The sequence below is a fragment of the Vibrio sabulosilitoris genome (assembly GCF_055391395.1).
This window is the reverse complement of the sequence record NZ_AP029600.1, coordinates 1172516-1189255: the sequence shown is the minus strand read 5'-3', so window position 1 is coordinate 1189255 and position 16740 is coordinate 1172516. Positions and strand designations below refer to the sequence as shown.

General features: G+C 46.6%; 14 protein-coding genes and 1 pseudogene. 11 read left to right on the top strand and 4 right to left on the bottom strand.

The genetic code is table 11. The features are described 5' to 3' along the window. Window positions 1-18: 18 nt before the first annotated feature. Window positions 19-1341, bottom strand: coding sequence for an MATE family efflux transporter (locus tag ACZ5R2_RS20825; protein ID WP_464902712.1), 1323 nt, complete (start codon window positions 1339-1341; stop codon window positions 19-21). Between the two features lie 770 nt (window positions 1342-2111). On the opposite strand from ACZ5R2_RS20825, the gene ACZ5R2_RS20820 reads away from it, so the two are divergent. From ACZ5R2_RS20820 to ACZ5R2_RS20800, 5 genes are all read left to right on the top strand, one after another. After that, window positions 2112-3683: an ATP-binding cassette domain-containing protein gene (locus tag ACZ5R2_RS20820; RefSeq protein WP_464902713.1), complete on the top strand. Its 1572-nt coding sequence runs from the start codon at window positions 2112-2114 to the stop codon at window positions 3681-3683. Between the two features lie 345 nt (window positions 3684-4028). Then, complete coding sequence (locus ACZ5R2_RS20815; RefSeq protein WP_464902714.1) at window positions 4029-5657, top strand: CehA/McbA family metallohydrolase domain-containing protein; 1629 nt, start codon at window positions 4029-4031, stop codon at window positions 5655-5657. Between the two features lie 358 nt (window positions 5658-6015). Next, window positions 6016-6444 carry a hypothetical protein gene (locus ACZ5R2_RS20810; RefSeq protein ID WP_464902715.1) on the top strand — a complete coding sequence of 143 codons (429 nt, stop codon included), beginning with the start codon at window positions 6016-6018 and terminating at the stop codon, window positions 6442-6444. Window positions 6445-6735: 291 nt separating this feature from the next. Continuing rightward, a complete protein-coding gene (locus tag ACZ5R2_RS20805) occupies window positions 6736-7497 on the top strand; it encodes a hypothetical protein (RefSeq protein ID WP_464902716.1) in 762 nt (253 codons plus the stop codon). Window positions 7498-7630: 133 nt separating this feature from the next. After that, on the top strand, window positions 7631-8305 hold the full coding sequence (locus tag ACZ5R2_RS20800; protein WP_464902717.1) for a GNAT family N-acetyltransferase: 675 nt from the start codon (window positions 7631-7633) through the stop codon (window positions 8303-8305). A 50-nt stretch (window positions 8306-8355) separates the two neighbouring features. Here the strand turns inward: ACZ5R2_RS20800 and ACZ5R2_RS20795 are convergent, their stop codons facing one another. Beyond that, window positions 8356-9141: an HAD family hydrolase gene (locus ACZ5R2_RS20795; protein WP_464902718.1), complete on the bottom strand. Its 786-nt coding sequence runs from the start codon at window positions 9139-9141 to the stop codon at window positions 8356-8358. Window positions 9142-9361: 220 nt separating this feature from the next. On the opposite strand from ACZ5R2_RS20795, the pseudogene ACZ5R2_RS20790 reads away from it, so the two are divergent. The 5 genes and pseudogenes from ACZ5R2_RS20790 (at window position 9362) to ACZ5R2_RS20770 (ending at window position 14248) form a co-directional block, all read left to right on the top strand. Next, a pseudogene (locus ACZ5R2_RS20790) lies at window positions 9362-9892 on the top strand (peptide-methionine (S)-S-oxide reductase). A gap of 238 nt (window positions 9893-10130) precedes the next feature. Beyond that, on the top strand, window positions 10131-10403 hold the full coding sequence (locus tag ACZ5R2_RS20785) for a hypothetical protein (protein ID WP_464902719.1): 273 nt from the start codon (window positions 10131-10133) through the stop codon (window positions 10401-10403). A gap of 265 nt (window positions 10404-10668) precedes the next feature. After that, window positions 10669-11484, top strand: coding sequence for a phosphate/phosphite/phosphonate ABC transporter substrate-binding protein (locus ACZ5R2_RS20780; protein WP_464902720.1), 816 nt, complete (start codon window positions 10669-10671; stop codon window positions 11482-11484). 19 nt (window positions 11485-11503) lie between these two features. Then, window positions 11504-13360 carry an ATP-binding protein gene (locus ACZ5R2_RS20775; RefSeq protein WP_464902721.1) on the top strand — a complete coding sequence of 619 codons (1857 nt, stop codon included), beginning with the start codon at window positions 11504-11506 and terminating at the stop codon, window positions 13358-13360. A gap of 78 nt (window positions 13361-13438) precedes the next feature. After that, window positions 13439-14248, top strand: a complete 810-nt coding sequence (locus ACZ5R2_RS20770) for a crotonase/enoyl-CoA hydratase family protein (protein ID WP_464902722.1) — start codon at window positions 13439-13441, stop codon at window positions 14246-14248. Between the two features lie 95 nt (window positions 14249-14343). On the opposite strand, the gene ACZ5R2_RS20765 is transcribed toward ACZ5R2_RS20770, so the two are convergent. Both ACZ5R2_RS20765 and ACZ5R2_RS20760 read right to left on the bottom strand, forming a co-directional pair. Then, entirely contained in the window at window positions 14344-14601 is a 258-nt protein-coding gene (locus tag ACZ5R2_RS20765; protein ID WP_464919446.1) for a hypothetical protein, read from the bottom strand. Between the two features lie 107 nt (window positions 14602-14708). Continuing rightward, window positions 14709-15308, bottom strand: coding sequence for an acyl carrier protein phosphodiesterase (locus ACZ5R2_RS20760; protein WP_464902724.1), 600 nt, complete (start codon window positions 15306-15308; stop codon window positions 14709-14711). A gap of 372 nt (window positions 15309-15680) precedes the next feature. Here ACZ5R2_RS20760 and arsB point away from each other — a divergent pair, with 372 nt between their 5' ends. Continuing rightward, window positions 15681-16739: an ACR3 family arsenite efflux transporter gene (arsB, locus tag ACZ5R2_RS20755; RefSeq protein WP_464902725.1), complete on the top strand. Its 1059-nt coding sequence runs from the start codon at window positions 15681-15683 to the stop codon at window positions 16737-16739. Window position 16740: the final 1 nt, after the last annotated feature.

Sequence of the window (16740 nt, the reverse complement as noted above, 5' to 3'; positions counted from 1 at the left end):
TCCTTTCTATGGTGAGAATTAGGTTTGCACAATCATACTAGGAGAGCGTAAGTATCTAAATCGAGCCATAAACACACCAGCGTCGACGACATTTGCCAGTGCGATCACGCTAAATAGCCAAACAACGTCTAACCCCAACTGAACGACTACCCAACTAGGTAGGACAACATTGAGCCACAGGAGCACAACCTTGATCAGTGCTGTTTTGGAGATGTCGCCAAGTCCTCTTAGCGCCGCGGTATAAACAAACTGCAGACCCAGTGGGATTTGAGCCAAGCCAATGACGCGAATATAGAGCGAAGCATCATTGATGACGTCCGGTTGGTTGGCAAACAGCCGTGCAAATGACTCTGGAGTAACGGCCATTAGTACGCCGATAACACCCATAAACACACACGTCACTCTTGCGGTCACACTAACAACCTTGTCGACCTTGTCAGGTTGATTCGCACCAATAAATCGACTGACCAGCGTAGTCGCTGCTGCTGCCGTTCCAAGCCCTGGTAGGAAGGCAATACTCTCAACTCGATAACCAATCTGAAAACCTGCCGCAACAGACGCTGCATAATGATTGATCAGCGATATGACCAGCAGCCAACTTAATTGAAAGGTTAGGTTTTCAATTGCTGAAGGAATGCCAAGCTTGAGGATGTCTTTGACATATTTCAGAGCGTGTCTAATCTGTATCGAATAGACACTAGTGCATTTGATGACAATGAGATACAGACCCACGCTAAACACTGTTGCGATAACAGTCCCCAGCGCAGCGCCCTGTACACCCAGCGCCGGTGCGCCAAAGTGACCAAAGATAAACACATAATTGAAGATGACATTCAGACCTAAACTCATGATCTTTATCTTCATCGGCAGCTTGCTGTTGCCAATTGAGACAAAATACGTAAACAGCAGAACATCGAGATAAAGAAACAGTGAGCCTGCGAGCAAGGTGCCAAAATACAAACCACCCAGTTCGGCTACTTGTGGTGTTGTTTGCAGCAGTAAATACAAGTCTGCTACAAAAGGAATCGTCAAGGCGCTAAAGATTGACAGCGGTAGCGCGATGAAAAACATTGCCCCAAGGACATTAGTGGCATTTTGCGGTTTGTTTGCGCCAATAAAGCGGGCAACGAGTATGCCGCCTCCGGTCGCAAATAGGTTATCGAGTACACCGATTGAACCAGAGAGCAAGACCAGACCCATACCTACGGCGGTGAGCTCAGCAGCGCCTAGCTGGCCAATCATAAATAGGTCGATCAGAACCATGGCCATATCGAGAAATATTTTTAAAGATACAGGAATGGCTATAGTCAAAACCTGTTTTGAAAGAGATAGAGATTTCATTCGCTAAGTAACATACACACGAGTGTATGTCTCCATATAAAAATGGAGGCTAGCATTACGGAGAGTGTTTTCGGTGACTTGCTCTCAGTACTAGCCGCAATTTTCCGCGGCCAATAAGGACACGGATACGTTAGTTACAAGTACCGTCAAGCGCGAAATAGCTAAGACAACTATTTCTGTGTTTTACGCTGAGCGGCGGATCCTATCCGCTGAGGCAAAAATACGAAAATTCCATTTTACGGTAAATATCATCATGGCCTCCTTTCTAGTTACTAACTATCCGTCTAGGCAGTGAAGTTACAATATCCTCATTTGTCTGTCAAATCCGTTATTGATCGTCAATAGTGATGTAGGTAATTGATTTACTTGCTAGTGGTACTTACAGATGAACAAGAGCCTGTTGATGGTCGTTGTAATTTGGTCATCGTGATTTTGTTAATGTGACTATTACTTTTGATTTAAAGAAAGCAAAAGTTCTTGACGGTTGTCGACTAAATAGCCTAGCATTTGCCCATCACTTCTTAAGGAGATTACGCCGATATGAATCACTAAACCTGTTATCCATTCGCATTCTATTTTTTTGGATTTACAGGGTTAGTAGGCGTAGCTCACTTACCGATACTTCTTTGCATGCACAATAACTCGCGTTGAGTGGTTTCTTTAGCTGGAAACTCATCGTTAGCAGCGAATCGCTAACGAGTCATTGCATCGATTTAATATCTCTTTATATCAAGCTGCGGTTATTGTCCCTGTCACACAGGAGGCAAAGTATGCCATTTTTACAGGCTTACAATATTTATCATCAATTTGATAACGGTGAGAGGCTATTTGAGCCGCTATCGTGCGTTATGACCCGGCAACGAGTTGGGCTCGTTGGGCGCAATGGCGTCGGCAAGTCAGTGCTAGCATCGATACTCAGTGGTGAGCGAGAGCCATCGGGCGGCTCTGTGACTCAGCCTGACACGCTTGCGGTCTACCGCCAGCAGCGCTCTGAGTCGTTGTCGGGCACAGAATCTATTGCTCAGTATTTAGGACTAGACCATGTGCTGGCGGCGATCAAAAACATCGAATCGGGAGACTGCTCGGAGCATTGGTTCGAGATAGTGGGTGAGCAGTGGGACTTAGCTAATCAACTCGCTAGGCAGCTCAATGCAATGGGCTTACCACCCGAACCAGACTTTGCATGTTCGCAATTGAGTGGCGGACAGCTCGCTCGATTGCAGCTGTGGCAGTTATTGAACAGCCAAGTGCCGTTACTGATTCTCGATGAGCCATCCAACCACCTCGATAACGATGCAAAGCAGTGGTTGATCGAGTCTATGCGCAAGTTCTCAGGTGGGATATTACTCATCAGTCATGATCGAGCGCTGCTGCGCGAGATGGAGGAGATTTGGGAGCTATCGAGCTTGGGTTTAAACACTTTTGGTGGTGACTACGATGCCTATGCTGCTCAAAAGCACACCGAGCAGCAGGCCATTGCAAGGCAGTTAGCCAGTGTTGATAAACACAGCAAAAATCTGGAAAAGCAGGCACAGCGCGACCAAGAAAAGGCGCAGCAACGAGCCGCGCAGGGAAACAGGTTGCGCAAAGAGGGCAGCCAACCCAAAATTTTGCTTGATAGCAACAAGGACAAGGCTACGGCACGCGCATCAAATCGCAACAAAAACCAGCAGCGCCGCAGAGAGCAACTGCAAGACAAATCGCAAAGCTTACAGGCCCGTATGGATCAAACCAAAAGCCAAACACTGTATTTGGCAGACGCGGAGCCGCGAGCGAGAAAAGCCATTTGCATGCGCCAGGCTAGATTGCCATTTGGTCTATCTCAGTCCATTACAATGCAGATTTATGCTCTGGATAAAGTGCACTTAAAGGGCCGTAATGGATGCGGTAAATCCACATTACTTAAAACCCTATCAGGTCAATTTTCACTGCAAAGTGGCGAGCTGCAAGTCAATACACCGATATATTACCTCGACCAACACTTCGCGTTGATCTGCTCAGAGCTTTCGATGCTCGATAACCTGATGCATTACTGTGAGGGGATGAAAGAGTCAGATGCACGAACACTCTTGGCTGGGATTGGTTTCCGCCGAGACAGCGTATTTCGCACCGGAAGCGTTTTGAGTGGTGGTGAGAAGATGAAGCTTTCGATGCTGATAGTTAGCCACCAACCGAGTCAGCCTTTGCTACTTCTCGATGAGCCTGATAACCATCTTGATTTGACATCAAAACAGATGTTGGCGCGGGCTCTCGCCAACTATCGTGGTGGTTTTATTTTGGTCAGTCATGATACTGATTTTGCGCATGAGTCGGGGGTGCAGCGACAAATAACACTCTTATAGAGTGCGGGTTTAAGCCCGCTATATAGTTATACGGGCTTTGTCTTTCAATCAGGCCCGAGGTCGGTAATGGGGACTATTTGTAACGATTAACGCGGGTCTAATGACAGAGTCATCAATCAGTTTGCAGGTTTGGCGTGCATCCATAGCCAAGGTTGAATTGGGTGAAAAAGCGAGTTTGATGTGAGGCTGCTTCAAATTCATCAAATTATCATCAAGACTTAATGGACTAGACCAAGTTCTGTCATCATTGAAAGCTAACTTAGTCGATTACTAGGATGGCACCATGAAAACCATTTGAGTGTCTAGTCCCCCTTACTTATTGAATAGAAACTGAAGATCTACACCATGAATTTTAAAAACGTCTCACTGCTTACTATTGCCGTGACTGCTGCATTAGCGGGATGCAACTCCTCTTCTGACACCAACGATAGTGACTCATTGCCAACTATGCCGAAAGGGCGTTGGACTTTTGGTGATATGCATGTCCACTCAACTGCTTCTGATGGACACAATATCATTACCGGTGTGTTAGACCGTGGCTTTAACCGCTTTGGGGCAGATTTTATTGTCACGACTGATCACTCGGGTTTTAATGCCTATGAGATCAATCAGGCACTGACACGTTTGACGGTTTCTGGTGAAGAAATCCTAAACCCTACACCGAATGAAGAGCTCCATAGTCACGACTATGCCAAAGAGTACTTTGAAGACGACAAAGCGAAAGGTAATCGTCGTAACAACATTACGATGGTGTACGACAAGATCGTTGAATATCGTGAAACCTTGCCTGAAGGCAAGTTCGTGTTTAAAGGAATGGAGTGGACTATTCCATATACCGACGAACATGCGACCTTGTTTATTCTCGATGAGGATGGCAATGCAGAGATGCTGGCGGACTTTCATGACGAGTACGCAAAGGGCGATGGTAACTCTAAAGAGCTTGAACACAGTCTTAACGCAGCGCGAGTGCTTGAGAACCATGGTAATTCAGTGTTCGCTTTCAATCACCCGTCTCGTAAGCACAAGGTAACGATTGGTGACTTACGCCACTTCCACAATACGGCACCTAACGCAATGCTTGGGATGGAAGGGGCGCCGGGGCACCAGCGTAATCCTTGGGGGCGTGGCTCTTATACTGAAGTTGAGCCTGTGATTATTGAAGAGTACGCAGATGATTATGGTATTGCTTACCATGGTCAGACTTATGGCGGCTTTGATTATATGACCACACGTGTTGGTGGTGTATGGGATGCTCTGCTGGCTGAAGGCCGTCAATTTTCAATCTTAGCTCAGAGTGACTTCCATAGCTTTATCAAGGACTTTTGGCCAAATCAGTACAGCAAAACTCATGTTTACCTCCAAGATGAATCGGAACAAGGACTGATCGATGCGCTAAAAAGCGGCATGATGTATGTCACTCACGGCGATATCATCGACAACTTACACTTTGCTGCAACCGCTGAAAACAGAACGGCTTGGATGGGTAATACCCTAGAGGTGACATCGGGTGAAAGTGTCGAACTCACGATTCGCTTTGATATTCCTCAATCAAACCACGCTGGCCAGACGCCAGATGTTGCCTTCGTTGATGTGATTGCGGGTGAGGTAAGCGGCTATATTCATCCTCAAGATGCGGAGTTTGAGAAGCCGTTTACCGATGCTGCGCGAGTGATCAGCAGTTTCGAACAAGGTCAATCGAGCTGGGAGCAAGATGGACGCACGGTGACTTTGCGCATGACTATCGATAGTGTTGAAAACGATATGTACGTGCGTCTGCGCGGCAGCAACAATGCTAAAGGTACGCCGGGTTATGTGGATGAGCACGGTAACCCAGTACTTGACCTTGAAAAATACGATGAAAACGGCAACCCAGTGTTAATTAGTGACAAGCAGGCGCGTTTCTCATCGCCAGCAGAGTTGGCTTGGAGCGATTTGTGGTTTTATGCTAACCCAATTTATATCAATGTAAAATAGGCGTTGGGCAAAACTGCTATATCGGGCAAGCTCAAATTTTCCGTACCACTCTATGGAGTAGCGCCGATTGGTGAGTTGCCCGAGGGGCACTTTTATATGCTAACAGCGACCTTCACAGCCGGTGATGGAAAAATGGACAGTTAAGCAATCTACCCACTAAGTTTTGTGACTCAATAAAGCGACAAGAGGGTAAAAACACAGGTGCAAGGCTTCAGGTTTTGCACCTTGCTTGCGTCTCGAAATCGCGACTAGGTAGCAAAGAGAGCGATGCATTTGCCGTCGAGGTGACTTTATCGCTAGAGTTACGTGAATACTGCTATGTTTATAACACTCATTAAATGATTTAAAGGGTGAGACAATGAAAAAATATATCGTAGCAGTGGGTGTCGTCACGCTAGCCTTAGTTGGCTGTGAGGACTCATCAAATACCATGGAAGAGGCAAAAGAATCGGCGACTCAAATGGTTGAAACAGTGAAAGAAACCGTTGAGGGCTTTGATTTAGAAAGCTTGGATTTGACACAGTTTGGCGATGCGGGTGAGCAGGTTAAGGCTTTAGGCGAGGCCGTTCAAGAAGTGCTCGCGACTGATTTCACCGATCTCTCGGCGCTGGCTGCTGTAAAAGATAAGGTGGCCAATGCTTACAGCTGTTTGGTTGGAGCATCTTCAGAAACAACGGCACAAGAAGTGATCGGTAAGCTACTCTCTTCCGTCACCGACCAGGAAGCCGTAGACGTGATTGAAGAAGGCGTCGAACAGGGCAGTGACCCGGATCAGTGTACTATGTAGTCGACCTTGTTCGTTTTAAGTATATTTTAGCGCTGACCTATTGGTCGGCGCTCGCTTTTTAGGGGGAAGCAGGTTACATTTCGTTCCGCGCAGTGAAGAATTTGTTATATGTGTTGAACTCCTCGTGCCTCGAAGGGCTTTGCCCGTCCCCGAACCTCGCCCCCTCGTCTCTCGCCGCTGTTTTTTGATAGGAGTAGCAATTTTACCGAACGATAGCTGCTAATCTAGTCGATGAGCCCTGCTCAAGGTTGTACGAGCCCCTGCAAATGGATATTGCCCATGAGGTGAGTGATGCACAAACATTTCTTGCTAGCCATTTTGGTTGTGTCTTCTAGTCTCGCAGCCCACGCACATGATTATGCCAAACTGTCTGCAACTGATCAGGGGCGATTTTATGTTAATGCAATCGAATCTGATCGCCTCTATCCGGTGAGTCGCCAGAGCTTTAATCAACTCCACGCTTACTACAAGGATATGAAGCTGAAAAATCCTTGGGAAGATAAAAGTCGCATCCTCAATGACCCTGGTTTTTATTCTTCGGTAAAGTCATTCACTGGCGAGGTCTGCGCGATGCTTTGGCGCTATGAAAATCGAAAACCGCACAAAGTGCGTGCCGGTAAAGCTGAGAGTAAAGTTGAGTTAAACAAGACGCAGCTTGAAACAACACCCTTCTATGATCGCAATAGTCCTTGGTACTCGGAGCGTTACGCGGTCACCTATCCTGGTCGGCAAAATACGTATCTTCACTTTTTGCCCCCAGGCAACCAGTTTGCGCCAGATCAGCTTGGATTTGCCATTCATCAGACCGGAGCCTTGTTTGGCTATGGTCGGGGAAGAGGGCGTCATCTGGTTTTTTCGATGCAATCCTTTTTCTTGCCTGTTAAAAAAGGGGAAATTTCAACTGAAGGTACCTTAATCGAGCGCGATATTGCCCTGATTAGTCCAATTTACATACCGATGAGCATTGGCGAACTAGGCGATATAAAGACCGAGGCGCGGGCGTTTAGACAGTGCCAGAACCAAGCGCAGTTTATATTACCTCTATGGCAGTAGCGCGAAATGCTCCCACCTCACAACTTGAAAATCAAGTGCATTAATCGGACTAAATATAGTAATATCAATTGTTTACTTTTCATAGCGAAGTTGATTAAATTGTTGATAGTCTAATTTGTATTGGAGAAGTGTTATGACTACGAGTAACAAGGTACGCTATCGACAATACCAACCTAGGGATTACTCAGATTGTGAAAGATTAGTCAGCCAAGCATGGCAATTTGAGCAGCACTTTGCCCCCAATTCATTGGCCAAGTTAATGGCCTATTTTTATACATCTGGCGCTCCGCAGGTGAGTAATTTCAGTTTGGTTGCAGAGGCCAATGGTCAAGTTATTGGCTTTATCTTTGGCAATAATCGTCGTGAGAGGCAAAAGAAACCATCACTTGGTTACTCGCTGCAGAGCTTGGGCAAGCTCGTAAAACTATGGTGTTTATCTGGCGAAGTTCGGCAGCGGAAAAAAGATCTTTGGGAGCGGATCTCACAACACAGCCTGAACCGCAAGTCTTTATGCAAAGATTGGGGCAGTGAGGTGCTGCTGTTTGTGATTGCCCCCGAGTTTCAAGGCCAAGGAATTGGATCGCACATGGTGAAGGCGTTTCTCAACAGTTGCGCCCAGCGTGGTGTTGACAAGGTCAGTGTTGAAGCGAATGTTGTTGAAGCTGGACGCTTCTATGAGCGGGTAGGGTTTCGTTACATTGATGAGTTTGAGTCTCCGTTACATGCTACTTGCTCGAGTTGCGATAGGGCAGGTCGCTACCTTTTTTGTCTTGATGAGCCCGTGTTTTCTGAGCCAAATCCAGAGTGATGGGGGAAGAGTACTTCCCCCTAATATAATGAACTTTATTGAAATAATTTCTAGCTTGTTGCGCTTTGATGTGCGAGCAGTAGCTCGGCGAACTCAGCGAAGCCGTAGCCGCCAGGCTTGCTCATAACAAGCGCTGGTTTGTGGGTTAACTTATCCCAGTACTTCTCAATATTAGCAACGCCAATGCTATTTGGCAGCCATGCAAACATGGCGACATCATTGGGTGAGTCTCCGGCATAACAACACTGGGCAAGGATTTGCTTATCGCTTAGCCCCTGCAGTTTGAGAAAATACTCAGCAGTTATGCGTTTAGAGTGCTCACCATACCAAGCATTGATATGAATCGAGCTTGCTGTCGCATTGGCGCCAAGCTGGTGGATGTCGCTCACGACCTGCTCAACAATATCAGGATCGACTGCGGGGCGGTTTTGGCCGATATCGATAGCCACCTCACACACTCGGTAAGCTTGATCGAGTGTGAACTCAAGGCCTGGATAAGACTTGAGGATTTTGCCAATCTGCACCTTTAATTGTTGTTGCTTTTTCGCAAGCTCTGCCATGTCGGTCAAACCATGCCGAACCAGATAGCCGTTTTGTTTCTCCATGATCACCGCACCATTTTCTGCCAGAACGGCATCAACCGGCCATAGCTGAGCGATATGATCACCCCAGCCAGCACAGGCACCCGTGACCGCAACCACTTTCTTTCCTGCATCACGTAGCGCTTGCAACGCCTGCAAAGTTTGCGGAGGAAGATGGCCGTGACAGGTCAGCGTATCATCGACATCAGTAAGAACCCACTCAATTGAGTCCCAGTTTTGGCTTAGCTTTTTCATTGTTTCTCTTGAATACAACCACAGGATTTGAATAGCGGGTAAGACTAGTCGGGGTTTGTGAAACACATATGAACGTACTAGATGTTTTCATTGTTGAGGATTAAATCTAAGAGGCTTAACTTGCGCTGGTTAACCGGCGAAGGATCACGCCTCTATACTAGGAGAAGGCCGTAATCAACGGCGCTCGCTACAGCGTTGAGCTAATAAGAGGTGTAAAGGTTTGCCTAAAGGTGTACAAGAAATCTACTTTTCAGGTACCTGTTACTGGTGCATGGAAGCCGTATTCCAGTCACTTAACGGCGTAATAAGCGCTACCCAAGGTTGAGTAAGGGTATCAGGGCAGTCAGGTCGCTATGAGGCGGTGGCGGTGATTTTTAAGCCGAGCATCATCAATATAAAAGCCTTGGTGACGGTTCACCTTCACACCCACCACTGCTGCAGTTCACACCGCTTTCGCCGGCGTTATCCTTCCGCTGTTTATGTCACTAGTGATGAAGGTTACCAAAGGGCTTGTCGGGCGATAGAGGTAAATCAATCGTATTTCCAAAACGAGATTATTACTCAAGTGTCGATGTTTGGTGACTTTACCCCCTGTCCAAAACATCAACAGAATTACTATTACTCACATCCAAGTCGACCATTCTCTAAACGCAAGATCGCGCCCAAGTTGTCTTACTTGATAGAACACTTTGAGCAATATGTTGATCCAGATAAGAAAAAGAAACTGCTATCTATCCTTAGTCTCGAGTGACGGTTGAAAGGATTACTGAGATAGGATCGACTATTGTCATTGACTAAGTAGCGCGGCCTAAAGGATGCCATTGACCACGCCTGTTAACAGCAACCCATCGATTTTCTACTATGATTTCTATTAATAGTCACTACGAAAGAGGAAGGAAAGACGTTAGAGATGATCAAATATTGCTTGATGTCGTGCCCCTCTACACGTCAAGCAGTAAGTTTAGAATCAAGGGATCAATGGTGACAATATGCTTCGAAGAATTGGACTCACAGTAACCTTATTAATCTCATCATTTGCGGTCGCTGCACAAAGCGCAGGCGGAAGTGGCGGCATTGGCGGAATACCGTCCATCAGTAAAGCTCATTTAGAGGCGCAGTGGGATGGTAAAGCGGGTAAGCAATCCACACGCATCTGGGGCATTGTTGCCAATTGGCGCGCTGATGTTTGCGGGACGCTCAATGGCACAGAGACGGATGCCAACCAGTGCGCTGCCAACACACCCAAGGCGACACGCCAATAAACACGTACAAACGGGTCATTGCTTCGCGTCAGCAATGAATATCGAAAAAGCCTATCTAGTTTGTGGTAATAAAATTGTATAAGGCACCTGCGCAGCCGGTGCCTCTTGCTTATCTACCACACGTCATTACTTGCTGTTTACTGTGCTGCAACCAGCTTTTGCCTTGAGCGGGTGTGTTGCTTAAATTTTGTACTGACAAAAAGTTGAGATTTCGTTTTTATCTTCCTAACTGCATTGTGTGATATAAAAACAAGTGGTTGGCTCTATGGGAAAAGCTTGGGTAAAAAGTACCAGTGCTGCTTTGCTGCTGGTCTGTGTTCCGTTATCGGCATCAACGGTAATTCGGTTTGGTATTGTACCTCAGCAATCGGCGACGCGTGTGGCCGAACACTGGATACCAGTATCGAACTTTCTAAGTCAACAAACCGGCCTTGATATTCGCTTTACTACCAAGCCTTCAATATCCCAATTTGATCAAGAGCTTGCCAAAGGTCGGTATGATCTGGTTTACATGAACCCGTTCCAATATATTCAAAGTCACGAGCACCTGGGTTATCAAGCCATTGCAAAAGCGCGTGATAAGAAAATCCGTGGCATTGTGGTATCACATAAGGATAGTGGGCTTGATTCTCTATCCGATATATCAGGTCAGCGATTGGCGTTTCCATCTCCTGTCGCTTTTGCGGCGAGTATCTTGAGTCAGGGGTACCTAAAGCAAAATGAGATCGATTACACGCCAGTTTATGTCCGCTCGCACGATTCGGTTTATCACAATGTGGCAAAGGGTGTATTTATCGCTGGAGGGGGCGTTATGCGCACCTTTAACGCGATGGATAAATCCATTACGGAGCAACTCACAGTGGTGTGGGAAAGTGATGGGTATACACCTCATGCGATTGCAGTTCACCCTTCTATGCCCCAAGCGACCGTACTGCAAATTCAGCAAGCATTTTTAAACCTTGAGGAACGCGCACCAGAGTTGCTGACTCCTTTAAGACTCAAAGGCTTTACCACCGCACAAGATCGAGAATGGGATGATGTGCGGCTGCTAATGGCCGATTATGAGTCGGAATCTCAGTGAACAAGGGGTATAGCCAGGGATGAAATTTCGCACCAAAACAGTTCTAGGTATCGCCATCATTGAGTTGATTTTTCTCGTGATTCTGGTGTTTTTCGCTGTCAGATTCATTGGCAACTCAAATATAGAGCAGTTCGAGAGTAAAATGACCGCGGCAATGAGTCTTATTCGGATCACTTCGGCCGATGCACTGCTGACTTATGATTTGGCCGTTCTGGAACGGATAGCATTGAGTGCCTTGAGCGATGTTAATATCACCAACGTGAAGATGTATATTGATGATCAAGCCGTTGTTAGTGTTGGTGATTACCTCACTGAGAAAAGCACAGCTTTACCCGAAGGCTACTTTAACAAAACCGCTAATATCGACTTTGAAGGTACGCATATAGGTCATATTGAGGTACTGTTTGATGGGCGCCATATTCAAAATGTCGTGACTGACTCGGCCAGCTATCTACTAGGTATCGCGGGTTTCGAAATTCTATGTGTTTCAATCGTCTCGCTGTTGTTTGGCTGGTTACTCACGCGCGACTTAGACAAAATAATTCTCGCAATCAATCAAATTGGACGCAGTGGACCTGGTGTTCAGATCCCGCACCATCGTAGCGATGAAGTCGGTCAGGTCATCCAGGCCTTCAACAAGATGTCGAAGGATATGCACAGCCAATATCAAGAGCTGCAAGAGGTAAAAGAGCAAGCATTGGCGGCTAATCGAGCGAAAGATGACTTTCTTGCCGTGGTGAGTCACGAGATCCGTACCCCCCTGAATGGGATTCTCGGTATGGCTAAGGTAATGGAACAGGAGCTGAGTGGGCAGCAAAAGCAAAACTGTAAAGTGATCAATAAGTCGGGTGAGCACCTGATGCTGATCCTGAACGACGTGCTGGATTTTTCCAAGTTAGAGCAACAACAACTGGTCTTGCAACAACATGATTTTAAAGTACCGAATATGACCTTTTTGGTTGGATATTTGTTCGATGAAGCGTGTAAGAAGAAAAACATCGAGCTTAATATTGTCGATCAAACACCAGCCGATATCATTTGGCAGGGCGATGAAGCGCGCGTGAAGCAAGTATTGTTTAACCTTTTGAGCAACGCCGTCAAATTTACATCTCATGGTGGTGTCACCTGTACATTCCCTTGGCAAGCGGGTCAGACAAGCTTAATTATGGAGATTCGTGATACAGGAATAGGGATAGCGGAAGACAAGATTAAAGCGATACTGCAACCCTTTACTCAGGTAGATAACTCAACCTCACGCAATTACGAAGGTGCCGGGCTTGGACTGTCGATAGTGGTCAAACTCATCGAGCTGATGAAGGGGACACTCGAGATAGACAGTGCACCTGAGATTGGCAGTGTGTTTCGGGTGAGTTTGCCGCTGGAGTGTCACAAGGAGGCGCAGCGAGAGGAGCAGTCATCTAAACAAGATGAGAGTTGGACAGCGCCCGATGGTGCTCGGATACTGATAGTCGATGATAATCGTGTCAATCTTATCGTTGGAAAAAAGTGGTGTGAAAAGCTTGGGTTACAGGTGGATGTCGCCATCGGTCATGAGCAAGCCATTGAGTTCGTCAAGCAAAATGATTACTACTTTTTACTGGTGGACAATCATATGCCAGGTATGACCGGCCCGCAATTGATCCCTATTCTGCAAAAAATGCGTTCTAGCTTGATAATTTTTGGTTGGACTGCAGATTTATCGGATAAGTCACTCGAGGAATTTGCCGCTGTTGGCACTAGTGGTGTGCTACCCAAGCCAATAAATATGCAGAAGTTTGAGCAAGTGGTGGTGAGCGCCCTCAACACAAGGGACCGTCTTGCAAAGCGACATAACGCTTTAATTGAGCACTCTGAAACCGTAGAGCCGGGGCAGTGAAACTCTTGACCCTACTGTTTACTTACCTGCTCACTTCCTATCCTATAAGTATCAGAAAATCGACAAGGGAAGAGAAGGATGACAAACCCACCGCGTGTCACTTGTGATATTGACGAGCAGTTCATTGCGACAGTGAGCCTTAATCGCCCAGAGAAACTCAATGCACTCGATATGGCCATGTTTGATGCTATCTTGGCGGTGACCAAGCAATTGAAAAAGGATAAAAACATTCGTGCCGTCATTGTAAAAGCAAACGGAACGGATTTTTGTACCGGGCTTGATATTAAGTCGCTTTTAACCAGCAAGGTGGATGCGATGCGCTTACTCTACAAATGGTGGCCGACAACCCCCAATGCCGCCCAGCGTTTTAGTCTGGCATGGCGTAAAGTCCCTTGCCCGGTCATCTTTGCTATTCATGGACGATGCTGGGGTGGTGGGCTGCAGCTCGTGTGTGGGGGGGATTTTCGGATTGCGAGTAATGATGCCAGCTTTTCCATTATGGAGGGGAAGTGGGGGCTGATCCCTGATATGGGCGGCTCAATTGCTTTTCGCGAACTGATGCGGCAAGACCATGCGTTAGAGTTAGCAATGACCGCGAAAGTGATAGATAGTCAGTCAGCCAAAGAGTATGGATTGATCACTAAGATCGCCAAAGACCCGTATGATGCGGCCTATCAACTTGCTCTCGAGTGTGCTGAGCGGTCACCAGATTCGATTGCTGCCAATAAACGACTGTATCAACAGACTTGGTGGGTGAGCCAAGGTAGAGCCTTGTGCTTAGAGACTTGGTATCAACTCAGGGTCCTATTTGGCACAAATCGGTCTATTGCAGCTAAGCGCGAGCGACAAAATACTAAAACCAGGTTTCTACCTAGAGGTTTCAAGTGAAAATAGCGCTGTGTGCATAAATGCGCCCCACCTAAATAACGGCGGTAAAACGGCCACTTGAGAGAGCGTGGCCAAGTTTCATATACTAAGGCAAGTTAATCGTCACTGAGCATAGTTTCGACCTCGAAGTTGTACTCATGTTTGCCTTCTTGGATGGACATGTTGCACTCCTCAATACTTAATCTCCATTCCCCAGCAGAGTTTTTTGCTGCAAACTGATTCAAGAAATGCATTTGCTGATCCTCGGAGTTGCTCGCGAGATCGCGTCCATACTGCTCACACATTTCTGCTTCGGTCATCGAGAAAGTACTGAATGATACTAACGCTATGAGTGATATCGCCAATGTTCTCATGATCACTGCTCCAACTAAATTAGGTGCTTTTAAAACCGTAGAACATGCCACCGTATTGATAAAGTCGACAGTCAATAATTTACCCTTAGCGCTTGTATCCGATCTATCTACTTTTTAGTGCGAATCAGCTGAGACTGTCTATGCGAGGCACTGGTCAAGACTTCTTGGTAGAGGGTATCAAAGTGTGATTCAAAATAATTATAATGCTTTACTAAGCTGTGCTGGCAGTCAGACAGTGCTGCGAGCCTAGGACTGCGTTGAGCGATTCGATTTAAGGCATAGAGAATATTGTCAAACTCTTGATAGGACTCTAGCCAGCGCTCTTGCCACATATGCTGTGAGACTAAAACAAAGCGCGCCGGCAAATCTGGATGGGTGATATTAATCTGTGCTCTGGCAAACGCGACAAAGCTAGCCAATGGTTGTGAATGATAGTGCTGCCAATGCTTGGCTAGGCAATGATCCCAAAACATGTCGAGTGCTATCGGAGAAAAACGACGCTGGTTTTGGTCAAATTTCGACTTACACAGCAACACTGTGTCGTGATAGTCGGTATAAGAGTCGACAAATCGATGCAGCAAAATCCCATTGGCGATATCCTTTCCAAACTGTTTGTGAGGATCGCCCTTTACAAAGTCTCCCAGTAGGTTGCCGAGCATACTACTGTTGCAGTGATGAGCGATGTGAAGGTGGGCTAGAAAGTTCATTTGGGTAAAATCGAAACTGATGTGATCTCGTTATTTGAATCTAGATGAAGTGTAGCAAGTAACTTGTGCACTCAGTTTTGAGTCTCGATAATTCACTTATTCTAGAAAGTTGGTGTGCACAACAACGATGAATTTACTCGTTTAGATTGGTTATCTCTCCTATTGCTCAGGCAAGGCTTTAGTAAAGAAGCAGCCGTATGGCTGTCTCTTTGATTTATGGGCAACACTGCTTACAAGTGTGATCGTTTTATGACACCCGTTGACCATGTGTGGTTTTCATATATGATTTAGCGAATATATGGTTGTACGTATATTTAAGTGACGTATGACCGACAAGGCTTCAAAGTTTTGATAATAAAACGAGAGACAGTGATGACTGAGCAACTTGCAGACATGGAACCCACCGCAGCGAAAAAAATGAGCTTTTTGGATCGCTATCTAACCTTATGGATCTTCCTCGCTATGGCCGTCGGGGTAGGGATTGGGGTCATCTTCCCGCAAGTCGGAGAGTGGAACGAGGCGATGACCGTCGGTAGCACCAATATTCCGTTGGCGATTGGTTTGATTTTGATGATGTATCCACCACTGGCTAAGGTGAACTATAGCCTACTTGGCAGCGTGACTAAGGATCGCCGCGCAATTACTCTGTCTCTGGTGATGAACTGGATTGTCGGGCCCATCTTGATGTTCGCCCTCGCAGTGATCTTTCTGCGTGACCATCCCGGCTACATGGTGGGCGTGATCCTGATTGGTTTAGCACGCTGCATCGCAATGGTCTTGGTTTGGAATGATATCAGTGGCGGTAACAAAGAATATGGCGCGGCGCTAGTGGCACTCAATAGCGCGTTTCAGATTGTCACCTACAGCTTCTTTGCTTGGCTGTTTATCACCGTGCTGCCACCAATGCTTGGGCTGCAAGGGTTTAATGTCGACATAACCGTGCTGGAGATTGCTCAAAGCGTGGCCATCTATCTTGGTATTCCTTTTCTTGCTGGCTACCTTAGCCGTAAATGGTTAGTCGCTGCAAAAGGAGAGCAGTGGTATCTGCAGGTGTTTATTCCGCGTATCTCACCCATCACGCTGATTGCTCTGCTAGCGACGATTGTGCTGATGTTCAGCCTAAAAGGGGAGATGATCTTTGAGTTGCCCGGTGATGTGCTGTTGGTATCGGTTCCGCTGATTATTTACTTCTTATCGATGTTCTTTATCAGCTTTTACGCCGGCAAAAAGCTCGGGCTACCGTACGATCAAAATGCCTCGATTGCCTTTACCTCATCAGGCAATAACTTTGAGTTAGCGATTGCCGTCTCGATTGCGGTGTTCGGCCTAAACTCTGACCAAGCGTTTGCTGGAGTGATTGGTCCCCTGGTGGAAGTGCCTGTGCTGATCGCTTTGGTTAACGTTGCGCTCAAGATGAAGCGCCGCTACTAGC